At 69.9% G+C, this 15,007-nt stretch carries 14 protein-coding genes; 6 read left to right on the forward strand and 8 right to left on the reverse strand.

The genetic code is table 11. The annotated features are described in order from the left end of the window. Nucleotides 1-26: 26 nt before the first annotated feature. From desA to RB628_RS19735, 3 genes are all read right to left on the reverse strand, one after another. Nucleotides 27-1,490: a lysine decarboxylase DesA gene (gene desA / locus RB628_RS19725; RefSeq protein ID WP_318321800.1), complete on the reverse strand. Its 1,464-nt coding sequence runs from the start codon at nucleotides 1,488-1,490 to the stop codon at nucleotides 27-29. A 135-nt stretch (nucleotides 1,491-1,625) separates the two neighbouring features. Continuing rightward, the gene (locus RB628_RS19730) at nucleotides 1,626-2,489 is read right to left on the reverse strand and encodes a siderophore-interacting protein (protein WP_318321801.1); all 864 of its coding nucleotides are present in this window, start codon (nucleotides 2,487-2,489) and stop codon (nucleotides 1,626-1,628) included. 151 nt (nucleotides 2,490-2,640) lie between these two features. Continuing rightward, nucleotides 2,641-3,699, reverse strand: coding sequence for an ABC transporter substrate-binding protein (locus tag RB628_RS19735; protein WP_318321802.1), 1,059 nt, complete (start codon nucleotides 3,697-3,699; stop codon nucleotides 2,641-2,643). Nucleotides 3,700-4,211: 512 nt separating this feature from the next. Between RB628_RS19735 and RB628_RS19740 the strand changes: the two genes are divergently transcribed. After that, nucleotides 4,212-4,565 (forward strand): SCO4225 family membrane protein, encoded by a 354-nt coding sequence (locus tag RB628_RS19740; RefSeq protein WP_318321803.1) that lies wholly within the window; start codon nucleotides 4,212-4,214, stop codon nucleotides 4,563-4,565. Between the two features lie 157 nt (nucleotides 4,566-4,722). On the opposite strand, the gene RB628_RS19745 is transcribed toward RB628_RS19740, so the two are convergent. Continuing rightward, complete coding sequence (locus RB628_RS19745; protein ID WP_318321804.1) at nucleotides 4,723-4,971, reverse strand: DUF397 domain-containing protein; 249 nt, start codon at nucleotides 4,969-4,971, stop codon at nucleotides 4,723-4,725. A 56-nt stretch (nucleotides 4,972-5,027) separates the two neighbouring features. Between RB628_RS19745 and RB628_RS19750 the strand changes: the two genes are divergently transcribed. From RB628_RS19750 to RB628_RS19760, 3 genes are all read left to right on the forward strand, one after another. Then, nucleotides 5,028-5,189, forward strand: coding sequence for a hypothetical protein (locus tag RB628_RS19750; RefSeq protein ID WP_318321805.1), 162 nt, complete (start codon nucleotides 5,028-5,030; stop codon nucleotides 5,187-5,189). A gap of 201 nt (nucleotides 5,190-5,390) precedes the next feature. Then, nucleotides 5,391-6,515 carry a polyprenyl synthetase family protein gene (locus RB628_RS19755; RefSeq protein WP_318321806.1) on the forward strand — a complete coding sequence of 375 codons (1,125 nt, stop codon included), beginning with the start codon at nucleotides 5,391-5,393 and terminating at the stop codon, nucleotides 6,513-6,515. Beyond that, complete coding sequence (locus tag RB628_RS19760) at nucleotides 6,512-7,180, forward strand: biliverdin-producing heme oxygenase (protein ID WP_318321807.1); 669 nt, start codon at nucleotides 6,512-6,514, stop codon at nucleotides 7,178-7,180. Before RB628_RS19755 ends, RB628_RS19760 begins: the two co-directional genes overlap by 4 nt. On the opposite strand, the gene RB628_RS19765 is transcribed toward RB628_RS19760, so the two are convergent. The 4 genes from RB628_RS19765 to RB628_RS19780 are packed head-to-tail and all read right to left on the reverse strand — an operon-like array spanning nucleotide 7,137 to nucleotide 12,915. Continuing rightward, the gene (locus tag RB628_RS19765; protein ID WP_318321808.1) at nucleotides 7,137-8,309 is read right to left on the reverse strand and encodes an acyl-CoA dehydrogenase family protein; all 1,173 of its coding nucleotides are present in this window, start codon (nucleotides 8,307-8,309) and stop codon (nucleotides 7,137-7,139) included. The two genes, RB628_RS19760 and RB628_RS19765, sit on opposite strands and share 44 nt — an antisense overlap. A 6-nt stretch (nucleotides 8,310-8,315) precedes the next feature. Beyond that, nucleotides 8,316-9,284, reverse strand: coding sequence for a hydroxymethylglutaryl-CoA lyase (locus RB628_RS19770; RefSeq protein ID WP_318321809.1), 969 nt, complete (start codon nucleotides 9,282-9,284; stop codon nucleotides 8,316-8,318). Then, a complete protein-coding gene (locus RB628_RS19775; protein WP_318321810.1) occupies nucleotides 9,281-11,251 on the reverse strand; it encodes a biotin carboxylase N-terminal domain-containing protein in 1,971 nt (656 codons plus the stop codon). The genes RB628_RS19770 and RB628_RS19775 overlap by 4 nt, the downstream gene beginning before the upstream one ends. Before the next feature lie 32 nt (nucleotides 11,252-11,283). Further along, nucleotides 11,284-12,915, reverse strand: a complete 1,632-nt coding sequence (locus RB628_RS19780; protein ID WP_318321811.1) for a carboxyl transferase domain-containing protein — start codon at nucleotides 12,913-12,915, stop codon at nucleotides 11,284-11,286. 108 nt (nucleotides 12,916-13,023) lie between these two features. On the opposite strand from RB628_RS19780, the gene RB628_RS19785 reads away from it, so the two are divergent. Further along, nucleotides 13,024-13,623 carry a TetR/AcrR family transcriptional regulator gene (locus tag RB628_RS19785; RefSeq protein ID WP_318321812.1) on the forward strand — a complete coding sequence of 200 codons (600 nt, stop codon included), beginning with the start codon at nucleotides 13,024-13,026 and terminating at the stop codon, nucleotides 13,621-13,623. Nucleotides 13,624-13,791: 168 nt separating this feature from the next. Beyond that, on the forward strand, nucleotides 13,792-14,949 hold the full coding sequence (locus tag RB628_RS19790) for an acyl-CoA dehydrogenase family protein (protein ID WP_318321813.1): 1,158 nt from the start codon (nucleotides 13,792-13,794) through the stop codon (nucleotides 14,947-14,949). Nucleotides 14,950-15,007: the final 58 nt, after the last annotated feature.

Below are 15,007 nucleotides of genomic sequence, written 5' to 3' on the forward strand. Positions count from 1 at the left end.
CTTCTGTCCTGTTCATGGCTTCGGCTTCAGGAAGCGACGGAGGTGACGGAAGCGACGCGGTCAACGGAATCTCCCAGGTACTGCTCGGCATGGCCGGCGATCAGGTCGAGGACGGCGGCTATGTCGTCCGTCGTGGTCTCGGGGTTGAGCAGGGTGAACTTGAGGTAGTGGCGCCCGCCGACCTTCGTCCCCGCCACGACGGCCGCGCCGGAGGCGAACAGGGCCTTGCGGGCGTACAGGTTGGCGCGGTCGATCTCCGAGGGGTCGGTGACGGCGGCGGGGATGTAGCGGAAGACGAGGGTGGAGAGGGAGGGTTCGACGACGACGTCGTAGCGCGGGTCGGCGGCGAGGATCTCCCAGCCCTCCTGGGCCAGGTCACAGACCTCGTCGAAGAGTCCGCCGATGCCGTCGGCGCCCATCACGCGCAGGGTCATCCACAGCTTGAGGGCGTCGAAACGGCGGGTCGTCTGGAGCGACTTGTCGACCTGGTTGGGGATGCGCTCCTGCACCATGCGGCGCGGGTTGAGGTACTCCGCGTGGTAGGTGGCGTGGCGGAGCGTGGCCGAGTCCCGGACCAGCAGGGCGCTCGAACTCACCGGCTGGAAGAAGGACTTGTGGTAGTCGACGGTGACCGAGTCGGCGCGCTCGATGCCGGTGAGGAGGTCGCGGCGGCTGACCGAGGCGAGCAGTCCGCAGCCGTAGGCGGCGTCGACGTGCATCCAGGTGCCGTACTGGGCACAGAGTTCGGCGATCTCGGGCAGCGGGTCGATGGAGCCGAAGTCGGTGGTGCCGGCGGTGGCGACGACGGCCATGGGGACGAGCCCGTCGCGCTCGCAGCGCTCCAGTTCGTGCGCGAGGGCGACCGTCTGCATCCGCTTGTCGTTGTCGACGGGGATGGAGACGACCGCGTCGGGGCTCAGCCCGAGAAGCTTCGCGGACTTCTTCACGCTGAAGTGGCTGACTTCGGAGGCGAAGATACGCAGCTCGGCGGCGGACTCGCTCTTCGCCTCCTCGCGGGCCAGCAACAGCGCCTGGAGGTTGGACTGGCTGCCGCCGCTGGTGAAGATGCCGTCGGCGGCGGAACCGAGGCCGATGCGCTCGTTGGTCCAGTCGATCAGTTTGCGCTCGATGAGGGTGCCGCCGGCCGACTGGTCCCAGGTGTCGAGGGAGGAGTTGACGGCGGAGAGGATCGCCTCGCCGAGCACCGCGGGTATGACGACCGGGCAGTTGAGGTGGGCGAGGTAGCGCGGGTGGTGGAAGTAGATCGCGTCGCGCAGGTAGACCTCTTCGAGCTCGTCGAGGGCGGCGGCCTCGTCGAGCAGGGGCTTGTCCAGGTCGATCCGGTCGATGCGGGGGGCGAGGGCGTCGACCGTGACGCCGGTGAACGGACGGTCCGTGGTGGCGAGTCTGGCCGCCACCCGCTCGACTCCTTCGGTCACGGAGCGGCGGTACCGCTCCGCGGTCGTGTCATTGAGCAGGTGCGAGCGCATGGGGGGAGCCTCCGGGGGCAGAGAGGGCAGGTGCAGGTTCGCCTGTGCCGAGCGGTTGACTTAGGTTAGCCTAACCTAAGTTTCTGTGGGAATCATCTGTCCCGCCCGTAACACCTGTGAGCGGGGCCTCGGCCGTCATTCGGGCTGCTCGCGCAGCTGCTCCTCGCTGAGCCCGCGCCGCCAGTAACCGACGAAGGTGACGGCCCGGCGGTCGATACCGCGCTCGCCCACGAGATGCCGGCGCAGCTCCTTCACGGCGGACGACTCGCCCGCGATCCAGGCGTACGGCCGCTCGGCGGAGGGGAGTTGGGCGGCCCGGATCGCCTCCAGGGCCGCGGGCGCGCCTGGGCCCGCGCCGCGCACCAGCCAGGTGATCTCGGCGTCGGCGGAGGTCACGAGATCCTGGATGTCCCCGGCGTGCCCGGCCTCCAGCCAGACCTGGGCCCGGGTGCCGGCGGGCAGCGATTCCAGGATCGCGGAGGCGGCCGGTACGGCGGTCTCGTCGGCCCAGATGACGACGAGATCGGTGCCGGCCGGCGGACGGAAGCGGATCGCTCGGTTGTCGGCGATCGCGGGCCCGAGCAGGAGGACGCGGTCACCGGCGCCGGCCCGGGAGGCCCAGAGGGAGGCCGGCCCGGCGGGGACGGCGGCGCCCGGTTCGACGCCGTGCAGCACGAAGTCGATGTCGATCTCCGCCGTACGACCGTGAGCGTCGGCGCGCAGGGCGCGGAGCGTGTACGAGCGCATCACCGCCCGTACGTCGTCGGGGAGTTCACGCCACCCCTGCCACCATCCGTCGCCCAGCTCGACGGGCACGGAGGGGGCCTCCTGCCCCGGGTGCGGAAGGAAGAGGGAGAGGCTCTGGTCGCGCCCGTCGGAAAGGAGGGTGGCGAGATCGTCCCCGGCGAAGGTGACGCGAACGAGGGAGGGCCCGAGCCGTGCGGCGCGGACGACGTGGAGGGCGAAGAACCGGAAGGGGGCGGCGACGGCGGTCGTCATGACTCCTCCTGAAGTGATGTCGGAGGGCGCGGTGACGCGCCCCCAAAGGGGCGCGGGGAACGGCGCGACCAGCCACAGTGGTCGCGCGGTTCCCCACGGCGAAGCACATCCACGGCGCGGGACGGGGCGCCCGCGGCGGGCGCCTGCTCTTCTAACCGACCTTCTTGGCCTTCTCGATGGCCTCCGCGAGGCTCGTGAGAAGCGGCGTGCACTTGTCGTAGGACAGAATCGGCTCGGGGTTACGGGCGATCACCTGACCCGCCTTCACCGCGGGCAACTGCTTCCAGGTCGCCTCGGTGATGTCGGCGGGCTGGATCGCCGAGGTGCGGTTGTCCATCATGATGACGTCGGCCTCGTACTTGTCGACGTTCTCCCAGCTCAGGTTCTCGTACCAACCACCGCTCGCCTTCAGGGCATCGGCGGCGGGCTCGACGAAGTTCACGCCGAGGGCCTTGAAGTACTCCAGGTCGACGGAGAGGTTGGAGCCGGAGACGTAGAAGATGTCCTGGCTCGCGGAACCCACCAGCACCTTGATGTCAGGCTTGGCCTTGGTGGCGGCGCGCAGCCGGGCGGCGGCGTCCTCGAAGGCCTTCTTCGCGGCGGTCACCTTGGCGGAGGCGGTGTCCGCGCCGAGGGTCCTGGCCAGCTCCAGCATGCGCTGCAGCGGCTGGTCCAGCTGTATGTCGAACACGGAGATACCGACGGTCGGGGCACCGACGGCGAGGATCTTCTCCTTGGACTCCTCCGGGACGTACCAGAGGGTGCCCGCGCTGTCGAACATCGTGGTGACGAGGAGGTCCGGGGCCAGGGCCGCGTACTTCTCGATGTTGAACTGGCCCCACTCGTTGCCGAGGACGGTCACCTTGGTGACGTCCATGTCGCCGGCCTGGACGTCGGCCTTGCCGTCCTTGGTCGTGGTCGGGCCGAAGACGCCCTTGACCTCGATGCCGTAGTCGTAGAGCGCGGCGGCGACACCGGTGAAGGCGACGATGCTGGAAGGCGCCTTGTCGGCCTCCGCGGTCTGGCCGCGGTCGTCCTTGAACGTCCAGGGGCCGGCGGGAGTGGCGGCGGCCTTCGACGCGTCCGCGTCCGAGCCACCGCTTTTCGCGTCGTCGTCCCCACAGGCGGCGAGGACGGCACCGAGGCCGAGGGCGCCGCCTGCGGCGAGGATGCCGCGGCGGGAGAGGTGAGTGGCACGGGCGTTGGACATGAGATGGCTGCTTTCGAACGGGGCGGGTCGGCCCGCCGGACGATTCGAAAGGTAGGTTAGCCTAACCTGAGCTGTTGTCCAGAGGGCGGTTCCGGGAAGTGGGACGCCCGGGGTGGCGTCTGCCGATTCCTGTGGATGTCCTGTGTATCGAAGGCGCACTGCTCGTTCGGGCGTCTATTCGTGCGCGATGGTGACACCTGGGTCGCGAAGGTCAAGGAGGTCGGAGTGGCTTGATGGCGGGGTCGCTGAACGACCACAGGGCCCGAGGTGGCGGAAGCCGGGCCCAAGTGCATGCCGCATGCCGGGCTGCCGCCGAAGCGACCGTTTCCGGCCACCATCGACCAGGGCTCCGACAGTAGGGTGACGGCGCCCGCCGTCAATCCTCGGAGGCTCAAGTCGGCCGCGAGGCAGCCTAGTTACGGATGAGTAGGTGTACTCATGTCAAGGCGCGGGTGCACGGCCATCGTTGAGGCATCGCGCAGCACGACGCGGCGCACTCACCGGAGGACACGATGAACGGCAACCGCCGCCCCCGCACCCTGCTCACCCTGGCCACGGACAACTGGCTCTCCCGCGGCTACCTGGCAGTGGTCGTCGCCGCGACGGGCTTCTTCCTCGTCGACACCTTCTTCGTCTCCCATGCCGACGCCTCCATGTCGGGCGTGGTGCCATGGCTGCTGACCGCTCCGCTGAGCCTCCTGTACACGCTTCTGCCCGAGGGCACGCTGAACGGCACGGGTGACGGGGTGTTCCTGGCCCTCTATCTCGCGGGCATCGCGGCGGCGGCTCTGGCCAACGCGGCGTTCATGGGGTTCGCCCTGCGGAAGATCTGGCCTGCTTCGGGGGGTGCGGCTGCTGGGGCGTGAGCCCGGGGCTCCGTCGTTCTCGCGGTCGGTCCGACGTGGCCGTTATGGGCCTGATGCCCCCGCACTTGGCCGTGATGGTGATAGCCGCTGGCTTGGCATCCGTTCTGCTCGGGAAGCGGCGCTGCGACCGGCGAGCCGGCCGCCGACCGCCCGCGCCTCAGGAGGGCTGGTGAGGGGTGCCGCCAGGGTGGTCGGAGGCGGGTGCTCGATCCGGGCTTGCGGCGGTGGCGAAGGTTGACCATCCAGTGCTTCGGATGACGACGGCAAGGCCTTCGGGGATCCTGCTGTCGCGCACGGGGACGAATCCGGGGAAGTCGTCGGTCACCTCCGCGCAACTGCCCCCCTGGCCATCGTTGTAGGACGACTTCCGCCAGACTGCCGCGCTCAGGTCGCCACGACCCTGCACACCGTGCGTCTGAGGGGAAGAGATGGGGAAGAGAGGGGAGGGGAGGAGGAATCGATGTGGTCGTTCTGATCGGGGTGCCGCTCACCGTCCATCTCGTGCTGGTGACTTGGCTGTGCGTCGCCGTCGGGGACCGGACGTCATGGCGTGTGGGGTGGCTGATGGCGGCCGGTGGGGTGTTCTTGCCGCTTGCTCTCTTCGTCGCCTTTCTCGTCCCGTGAGCCTGCGCAGGACTGTGTAGCGCTCCCTGTGGCTGGATTTCGCCGTATTGACTGCCATGCTGTCCTCGAACTCCCTTGCGAAACACTCCGGTTGCGATCACGCTTCAGCGTGTCGACGGGGGTCGGGGGTGGGAGCCGGAAGCGGAGGCTGGGGCGGGTATGGGTGCCAGGGAGAAGGTCGCTGATGCGACTGGGGAAGATGTGGACGCGGTAGCGGCGGTGGTGCGGAGCGACGCGGCTCTGCTGGAGGACGATCTGGCCGAGTTTCTCGGTTCGCTGACCGCTCCCGCGGCGGTCTCCTCGCAGTCCGTGCGATCCGTTTACGAGGCCGCCCTGCGGCGCTCCCTCTATGACCCCGTCGCCGATGCCGTCGGGTCCAAGGTGGGGCAGGAGGCGTTGCCGCCGGCTGCCGGGGCGCCCGGCGGTAACCAGGCTCCGCTGCGGCCGTCGATGGTGTACTGGGCCTACCGCAACTACCGGGGCTTCCCCGACGAGATCGGGGATGGCGTTTCCGAGGCGGACCTGGCCGTCGTCCGGCGGGCAGCAGTGGCCGTACGCGTCATGCTGAAGGCCTTCGTCGCGATCGACGACATCCAGGACGGCAGCGACGTCCGCTACGGCGAACCCGCGCTCCACGTCACCCATGGCGTACCGCTCGCGCTCAACACCGGGTCCTGGCTGATCGCGGCCGTCCTGCGGCACGCGGACGATCCCGCTGTCGTGGGCAGCCTGCTGCGCGCGGTCGAAAGCGGTTTCACCGGGCAGGCCGTCGACCTGTCCACCCGTACGGCGGAGACCCGTGCCGAGCTGATCGCCGCGTCCCTTGAAGAGCGGGTGGCCTACTGGGAGTCCCTGGCCGCCCTCAAGACCGGGACCCTGTTCCGCATGCCGCTCGACTCTGCACTCGCCGGCCTGCGCGTCGTCGAGGACGAGCAGTACACCCTGGACGCCGCCATGCGCCAACTCGGGTTGGCCAGCCAGCTGTTCAACGACCTCACCGACTTCGTACCCGAGTTCGGCGGGGGCAGGATCCACGAGGACTACGACGGGCTCAGCAACAGGGTCTTCCTCGAACTGCTCGACCCGGACTCCTCGGTTCTTGCCGGGGAGGGGCTCAAGGCGTTCGTCCTCGGTCATCCGAAACTGGAGTCCACCCTCCTCGCGCTCGCCGCCGAAGCCGTCCGGCTGAAGCGCGAGGCCAAGGAGAGCGTGTACCGCGTGTGCCGGTCCGACCGCAGCGCCGCGTACTTCGACCTCACCATCGAACGAAAGGGCCATCTCATCGACCGTCTCCACGAGACGCTCCAGCAGCGGAGCGGCACATGACGACGGCCCCGGCCACGGTGGTTGAGCGGCTGCGTGCGAGCACCCGCGACTGGCATGACGCGCTGGAGGCCACCCCGTTCGCGAGCGCGATGATCGCCGGGACACTTCCCGTCGACCGGTACGTCGGCCAACTTGCCGCCTACCGAGTGGTGTTGGAGGCACTCGAAGGCGAGCTCACCCGCGTCACGGACTCCTCCGCCGACCCCGTGTGGTCTCCGGACCTCATCAAACTCCCCCTCGTCGAGCGCGACCTGGCCTACTTCGCGAGCCTCGGCACCGCCCCCGGCCCCTGGGCAGCCGAAGAGGCCGAAGCATTCGCCGCGGAGATACGGCAGCGGGCCGTCGACGCCGACCTCCGCGCCCTCCTCGGCTTCCTCTACGTCATGGAGGGCTCGACGCTCGGCGCCCTCTTCCTCCACCCGTACGTCACCACCGCCCACCGCCTGCCCGGCACGGACGGCGTCGCCTACTACACCAGCGGCGACCGCGACCGCTGGGCCCGCTTCACCGCCCGCATGAACCAGGCGCTCACCGACCCCGAGGCACAGGACCAGGTCGTCGAGGCGGCCCGGATCGCCTACCGGCACACCGCCGCGATCACCGGAGCCCTGTCCGTGGGCCTCAGCCCGCCATCTCCAACCCCAGCCCCAACTCCCGTGCGATAAGCATCCGCTGGACCTCGCTCGTGCCCTCCCCGATCTCCAGGATCTTCGAGTCGCGCCACATCCGGGCCACCGGGTACTCGTTCATGAAGCCGTAGCCGCCGTGGATCTGCGTCGCGTCGCGGGCGTTGTCCACGGCGATCGTGGACGAGTACAGCTTGGCCAGGGCCGCCTCCTTCTTGAAGGGCTCGCCCGACACCAGGCGGGAGGCCGCGTCCCGCCACGCCAGGCGGGACGTGTGGGCCTTCATCTCCATGTCCGCGATCTTGAACTGGATCGCCTGGTTCGCGCCGATCGGCCGCCCGAACGCCTGCCGTTCCTTCGCGTACTTCACCGACTCGTCCACGCAGCCCTGGGCAAGACCCGTCGCCAGTGCCGCGATCGCGATCCGCCCCTCGTCGAGGATGCGGAGGAACTGGGCGTAGCCGCGCCCCTCCTCGCCGACCAGGTTCGCCGCCGGGACCCGTGCGTCCGAGAAGGACAGTTCCCGGGTGTCCGACGCGTTCCAGCCGACCTTCGAGTACGGCGCCGCGACCGTGAACCCGGCCGTGCCCGACGGGACGAGGATCGCGGAGATGAGCGGCCTGCCGTCCGCCTTGCGGCCCGTCACCGCCGTCACCGTCACGAAGCCCGTGATGTCCGTACCCGAGTTGGTGATGAAGCACTTCGTGCCGTTGATCACCCATTCACCGGTGTCGGAGTCCAGACGCGCCGTCGTCCGTGTCGCGCCCGCGTCCGAGCCGCCGTCCGGTTCCGTCAGTCCGAACGCGCCCAGGATCTCGCCGGCGCACAGACGCGGAAGCCACTCCCGTTTCTGCTCCTCCGTGCCGAACAGGTGGATGGGCATCGCGCCCAGCGACACCCCCGCCTCCAGCGTGATCGCCACCGACGAGTCCACCCGCGCCAGTTCCTCCAGCGCGATGCCCAGCGCCAGATAGTCGCCGCCCATACCGCCGTACTCCTCCGGGAACGGCAGTCCGAACAGGCCCATCCTGCCCATCTCGCGGACGATCTCGTACGGGAACTCGTGCCGCTCGTAGAAGTCGCCGATCTTCGGGGCCACGACGTCGTGTGCGAACTGCTCGACCGTACGGCGGAGTTCTTCCAGTTCGGGGGAGAGCTTGTGGTCCATGGTCCTTCACTGCTCCTGGGAATCCTGTGAGGCCTGCGAATCCTTGTGGGACAGGGCTCGTACGGTGCGGGACGGGCTCGGGCGGCCCAGTTGGCCGGCCATCCACGTGCTTGTGGCGACGAGGCTGCCGAGGTCGACTCCGGTCTCGATGCCGAGGCCCTGGAGCATCCACACCAGGTCCTCGGTGGCCAGGTTGCCGGTCGCGGACTTCGCGAACGGGCAGCCGCCGAGGCCGCCCGCCGACGCGTCGACCGTCGTGACGCCGTGGTCCAGCGCCGCGTACGTGTTGGCCAGGGCCTGGCCGTAGGTGTCGTGGAAGTGCACGGCGAGGGCTGATGTCGGTACGGAGGCCTCGTTCAACTCCGTGAGCAGGCGCCGCACATGACCCGGTGTCGCGACGCCGATCGTGTCGCCCAGGCTCAGCTCGTCGCAGCCCATCTCCAGCAGCGCCCTGCACACCCGTACGACCTGCCCGAGCGGGACAGGGCCCTCCCACGGGTCGCCGAAGCACATGGAGAGATAGCCGCGGACCGAAGCGTTCTCCGCCCTGGCCCGCGCCACCACCGGCTCGAACATCGCGAGCGCCTCGTCGACCGTCCTGTTGAGGTTGGCCTTCGCGAACGACTCGGTCGCGCTGGCGAAGACGGCGACCTGCCGTGCGCCGAGCGCCAGGGCGCGGTCCAGGCCGCGTTCGTTCGGGACCAGGACCGGGAGGGCCGCCTCCAGGTCGCTGACGAGCGGGAACAGGTCCTCCGCGTCCGCCAGTTGGGGCACCCACTTCGGGTGCACGAAGCTGGTCGCCTCGATCGTCGTCAGGCCGGCGGCGGCCAGTCGGCGGACGAACTCCGCCTTGGTGGCCGTTGGTACGGTCGTCTTCTCGTTCTGGAGTCCGTCCCGCGCGCCGACCTCGTGGATCCGCACCCGCGCGGGCAGGTTCGCCGCCGGTACGGTCATCGGAAGCTCCTGGGCCGTCATTCCGCCGCCTCCGTGTCCTTCTCGTGCGGTGCGATCACGGCGAGCACCTGGTCCATGGCGACCGTCGTGCCCGGGGTGACGTCCAGCTCGGCGACCGTGCCCGCGTGCGGGGCGGCGACCACGTGCTCCATCTTCATCGCCTCGACCACCAGCAGGCTCTGACCGGCGGTTACCTCGTCGCCCACGGCCACCTTCACCACCGTCACCGTGCCGGGCATCGGGGCGGTCAGCGAGTCGGCTCCCGCGTGGGCGGCGCCGGTGAGGGAGGCGGCCACCGGGTCGTGGTCGCGTACGTGCCAGGCGTCGCCGTCGCGGCCCAGCCAGTCGCCGGCGCGGTGGAAGGTGTGGCGGATGCCGTCCAGGACCACGGACACCTGGTCGCCGGTGACCGTGTGCGTGTCAGGGGTGCCATGGGGGGCGTACTCCAGGGGGTCCTGCGCCTTCAGCCAGAAGGTCAGCGGCTTCGGCGTGCCTCCAAGCCGCCAACCGCCGGGCACCGAGAAGGGGTCCGTCCAGCCGCCCCCCGTCGCCTTCGGCCGCAGCGCCTCCAGCCGTACGGCCGCAGCCGCCTCGTACACCTCCTCCGGCACCCCGTCCGGTACGAGGGAGTCGACCTCGCGCTCCACCAGCCCGGTGTCCAACTCGCCCGCCACGACCGCCGGATGGGCCAGCAGCCGGCGCAGGAACCCCGCGTTGGTCGGCACGCCCAGGGTGACCGTCTCCGCGAGGGCGGCGCGGAGTTTCCGGAGTGCGGTCGGGCGGTCCGGGCCGTACGCGATCACCTTGGACAGCATCGGGTCGTACAGCGAACCGACCTCCGTGCCCTCGGTCAGCCCCGAGTCGGTGCGTACGCCGTCACCGGAGGGTTCGCGCAGCGCGAGCACCGTGCCGCCGGACGGCAGGAAGCCGCGCGCACCCGCCCGCACGGACACCGTCTCCGCGCAGATCCGCGCCTCGACCGCGTGCCCGGTCAGGCGTACGTCCTCCTGTCCGAAGGACAGTGGCTCGCCCGCTGCCACTCGCAGCTGCCACTCCACCAGGTCGAGGCCGGTGACGAGTTCCGTCACCGGGTGCTCCACCTGGAGGCGGGTGTTCATCTCCATGAAGTAGTACGAGGACGGGTCCCCGCCCGGGACGATGAACTCGACCGTGCCCGCGCCCTCGTACCCGCACGAGCGCGCCGCCTGGACCGCCGCCTCGCCCATCGCGGACCGGGTCCTGTCGTCGAGGAGCACGCTGGGCGCCTCCTCGACGAGCTTCTGGTGGCGCCGCTGGAGCGAACACTCCCGCTCGCCCAGGTGTACGACGTTCCCGTGGGCGTCGGCCATGACCTGGATCTCGATGTGGCGGGGACGGCCGACCCACCGTTCGACGAGGAGCGTGTCGTCCCCGAAGGAGGCGCGGGCCTCGCGCCGCGCGGCGGCGATCTCCTCCGCCAGCGCGCCGGCCTCCCGGACGAGCCGCATGCCCTTGCCGCCCCCGCCCGCGCTCGGCTTGAGCAGCACCGGCATGCCGATCTCCCGTGCCGCGTCGGCCAGTTCGGTGTCGGTGAGCCCGCTGCCGCTCGACCCGGGAACCACCGGGACCCCGGCCGCGCGGACCGTCTCCTTGGCGCGGATCTTGTCGCCCATGAGGGAGATCGCGTCCGCCGGAGGGCCGATGAACGCCGGCCCCGCTTCGACGCACGCGCGCGCGAAGGAGGCGTTCTCGGCAAGGAAGCCGTATCCCGGGTGGACGGCCTGCGCTCCGGTGCGGGCGGCGGCTTCGAGGATGCGGGGGACGGACAGATAGCTCTCCGCCGCTGCCGCCGGTCCGATCCGTACCGCCGTGTCGGCCTCGCGGACATGCCGGGCGTCCGCGTCGGCGTCCGAGTACACGGCCACCGAACGCACACCCAGGGAGCGCAGCGTACGGATGACGCGTACGGCGATCTCGCCCCGGTTGGCCACAAGGACTGTGTCGAACATCGTGGTGAAGCCCCTCATCGTCTTAGAGCCCCTCACATCCGGAAGACGCCGAACTGGGGCTGTGCCGGATCTCTTCGGCCCAGTGGCGCGTTGGCGCAGGCAGTGAGCGCGAGACCCAGTACCTGGCGGGTTTCGAGGGGGTCGATGACCCCGTCGTCCCAGAGCCGGGCGGTCGCGTAGTAGGCGTTGCCCTGGCGCTCGTACTGCGCGCGGATCGGGTCCTTGAAGGCGTCCTCGTCCGCGGCCGGCCAGGACTCCCCGCGGGCCTCCAACTGGTCCCGCTTGACGGTCGCGAGGACGGACGCGGCCTGCTCGCCGCCCATGACGGAGATCTTGGCGCCGGGCCACATCCACAGGAAGCGCGGCGAATACGCCCGGCCGCACATCGAGTAGTTCCCCGCGCCGTACGACCCGCCGACCACGACCGTCAGCTTGGGCACGCGCGTGCACGCCACGGCCGTCACCATCTTGGCGCCGTGCTTGGCGATGCCACCCGCCTCGTAGTCGCGGCCCACCATGAACCCGGAGATGTTCTGGAGGAACAGGAGCGGGATGCCGCGCTGGTCGCAGAGTTCGATGAAGTGGGCGCCCTTCTGGGCGGACTCGGAGAACAGGATGCCGTTGTTGCCGACGATGCCGACCGGGTGGCCGTGGACGCGGGCGAAGCCGGTGACGAGGGTCTGCCCGAACTCGGCCTTGAACTCCGAGAAACGGGAACCGTCGACCACGCGCGCGATGATCTCCCGTACGTCGTAGGGGGTCCGGGAGTCGATGGGCACGGCGCCGTAGAGCCCGTGGGGGTCGACCTTGGGTTCGACGGAGGGCTGGACGTCCCAGGGCAACGCCCCGCGCGCGGGGAGGGTGGCGGCGATGTTGCGGACGATGCGCAGGGCGTGCGCGTCGTCCTCGGCGAGGTGGTCGGTGACGCCCGACACGCGCGCGTGGACGTCCCCTCCGCCCAGTTCCTCGGCCGTCACGACCTCCCCGGTGGCGGCCTTCACCAGCGGGGGCCCGCCCAGGAAGATGGTCCCCTGGTTGCGGACGATGACGGCTTCGTCGCTCATGGCCGGGACGTAGGCGCCCCCCGCGGTGCACGATCCGAGGACGGCGGCGATCTGCGGAATGCCCGCGCCGGACATCCGGGCCTGGTTGAAGAAGATCCGTCCGAAGTGGTCACGGTCGGGGAAGACCTCGTCCTGCATGGGCAGGAAGGCGCCCCCGGAGTCCACGAGGTAGACGCACGGAAGCCGGTTGTCGAGGGCGACCTCCTGCGCGCGGAGATGCTTCTTGACGGTCATCGGGTAGTACGTGCCGCCCTTGACGGTGGCGTCATTGGCGACGATCACGCATTCACGCCCGCTGACGCGCCCGATCCCGGCGATCACGCCGGCGGCCGGTGCCTGCCCCTCGTACATCCCGTCGGCGGCGAGGGGGGCGAGCTCCAGGAAGGGCGACCCCGGATCGAGGAGCCGGTCGACCCGCTCCCGGGGAAGCAGCTTCCCGCGCGCGGTGTGCCGCGCCCGGGCCTTCTCGCCCCCGCCCAGCCGGGCCGCGGCCAGCTTGCCGTGCAGTTCCTCGACCAGCGCACGGTGAGCCGCCTCGTTGGCCCGCCAGGCCTCCGACGCGGGGTCAGCCGCGCTGTGGAGCTCCGGTGCCTCCTGCATCCTGCGGTCCCCTCACCCAGTGGTCACCCAGTGGTCGACTAGTTAATGAGCGTTAACGCATTTCCCTCAGGTTAACGACCGCTAACCTCCGTGTCTAGAATCATCTGCATGGCCACGAGAACCGACGCCCCGACCCGCCGCGAACAGATCCTCAAGGAGGCCGCGAGGCTCTTCGCCGAGCGCGGCTTCCATGGCGTGGGTGTGGACGAGATAGGGGCGGCGGTGGGTATCAGCGGCCCCGGCCTCTACCGCCACTTCCCGGGCAAGGACGCGATGCTCGCCGAGCTGCTGGTGGGCATCAGTGGCCAGCTCCTGACGGGCGCGAAGCGGCGCGTGGCGGAGGTCGGGGAGGGCGCGGACGGCCCTGGGGGGCTCCTCGACTCCCTCATCGAGGGCCATATCGACTTCGCCCTGGACGACCGCCCCCTGATCACCCTCCACGACCGCGAACTGGACCGCCTGCGCGACAGTGACCGCAAGCTCGTGCGCCAGCTCCAGCGCCAGTACGTCGAGCTGTGGGTGGAGGTGGTGCGGGAGGCGTACCCGGAACTGACCGAACCGACGGCCCGCTCGGCGGTGCACTCGGTCTTCGGTCTCCTGAACTCGACACCGCATCTGGGCCGCCCGGGCGCACTGCCGGGCCGGGGTGTCACGGCGGCCTTGCTGCACCGGATGGCGAGGGGCGCGTTCGCGGCGGCGGGGGAGTGACGAGCGTTACGGCGTAACTCCTCTGGACGGAGATTCGTACTCACGGGTACGGTAGAGCTGAGCAAGCGCTTAGCCTGCCGGGGTCGCAAGCATCGACTGTGGCACCCCCACGGCAAGCAACCACATACGCGAGAGCGGCGCCGGCTTAGGCGCAGAGAGGTGTCGGCGGTGCGTCGTACTGTGTTCAACGAGGACCACGAGGCGTTCCGGGAGACCCTCCGGGCCTTCATCGAGGCCGAGGTCGTTCCCGTCTACGACGAGTGGTTCGCCGCGGGCCAGGCGCCGCGCGAGTTCTACTACAAGCTCGCCGAGCTGGGCGTCTTCGGCATCCGTGTCGACGAGGAGTACGGCGGCGCCGGCATCGACTCGTACAAGTTCGAGGCCGTCCTTTACGAGGAGACCGCGCGCGCGGGTGTCTCCTTCGGTGGCTCCGGTGTGCACGTCCTGCTCGGTCTGCCGTACATCAAGATGCTCGCCGACGACGAGCAGAAGAAGCGTTTCCTGCCGAAGTTCGTCTCCGGTGAGGAGATGTGGGCGATCGCGATGACCGAGCCGGGCACCGGTTCCGACCTCGCGGGCATGAAGACCACCGCCAGGCTGAGCGAGGACGGCACGCACTACGTCCTCAACGGCTCCAAGACGTTCATCACGGGTGGCGTCCACGCCGACCGCATGATCGTCTGCGCCCGTACCGACGCGCCCAGCGCCGAGGACCGCCGCCACGGCATCTCCCTCTTCGTCGTCGACACCAAGGCCGAGGGCTACTCGGTCGGCCGCAAGCTGGACAAGCTCGGCCTGAAGACGTCCGACACCGCCGAGCTGGCGTTCGTCGACGTCAAGGTGCCCGTCGAGGACCTCCTCGGCGAGGAGAACAAGGGCTTCTACTACCTCGGCCACAACCTCGCCTCCGAGCGCTGGGGCATCGCCTACGGCGCGTACGCGCAGGCCAAGGCGGCCGTCCGGTTCGCCCAGCAGTACGTCCAGGACCGCGTCGTCTTCGGCCAGCCGGTCGCCGCCTTCCAGAACACCAAGTTCGAACTGGCCGCCTGCAAGGCCGAGGTGGACGCTGCCGAGGCCGTCGCCGACCGCGCCACGGAGGCCCTCGACGCGGGCGAGCTGACCCCGGCCGAGGCCGCCAGCGCCAAGCTGTTCTGCACCGAGGTCGCGCACCGCGTCATCGACCGCTGCCTCCAGCTGCACGGCGGCTACGGCTTCATGAACGAGTACCCGATCGCCCGCCTGTACGCGGACAACCGCGTCAACCGGATCTACGGCGGCACCAGCGAGATCATGAAGTCGATCATCGCCAAGGACATGGGCCTGTAAGGACGCAGGACATGGGCCTGTAAGGACACGGACCCGTAAGGTCCCCGCAATTACTGAC

It is taken from the genome of Streptomyces sp. ADMS (assembly GCF_033441795.1).
Classification (GTDB): domain Bacteria; phylum Actinomycetota; class Actinomycetes; order Streptomycetales; family Streptomycetaceae; genus Streptomyces.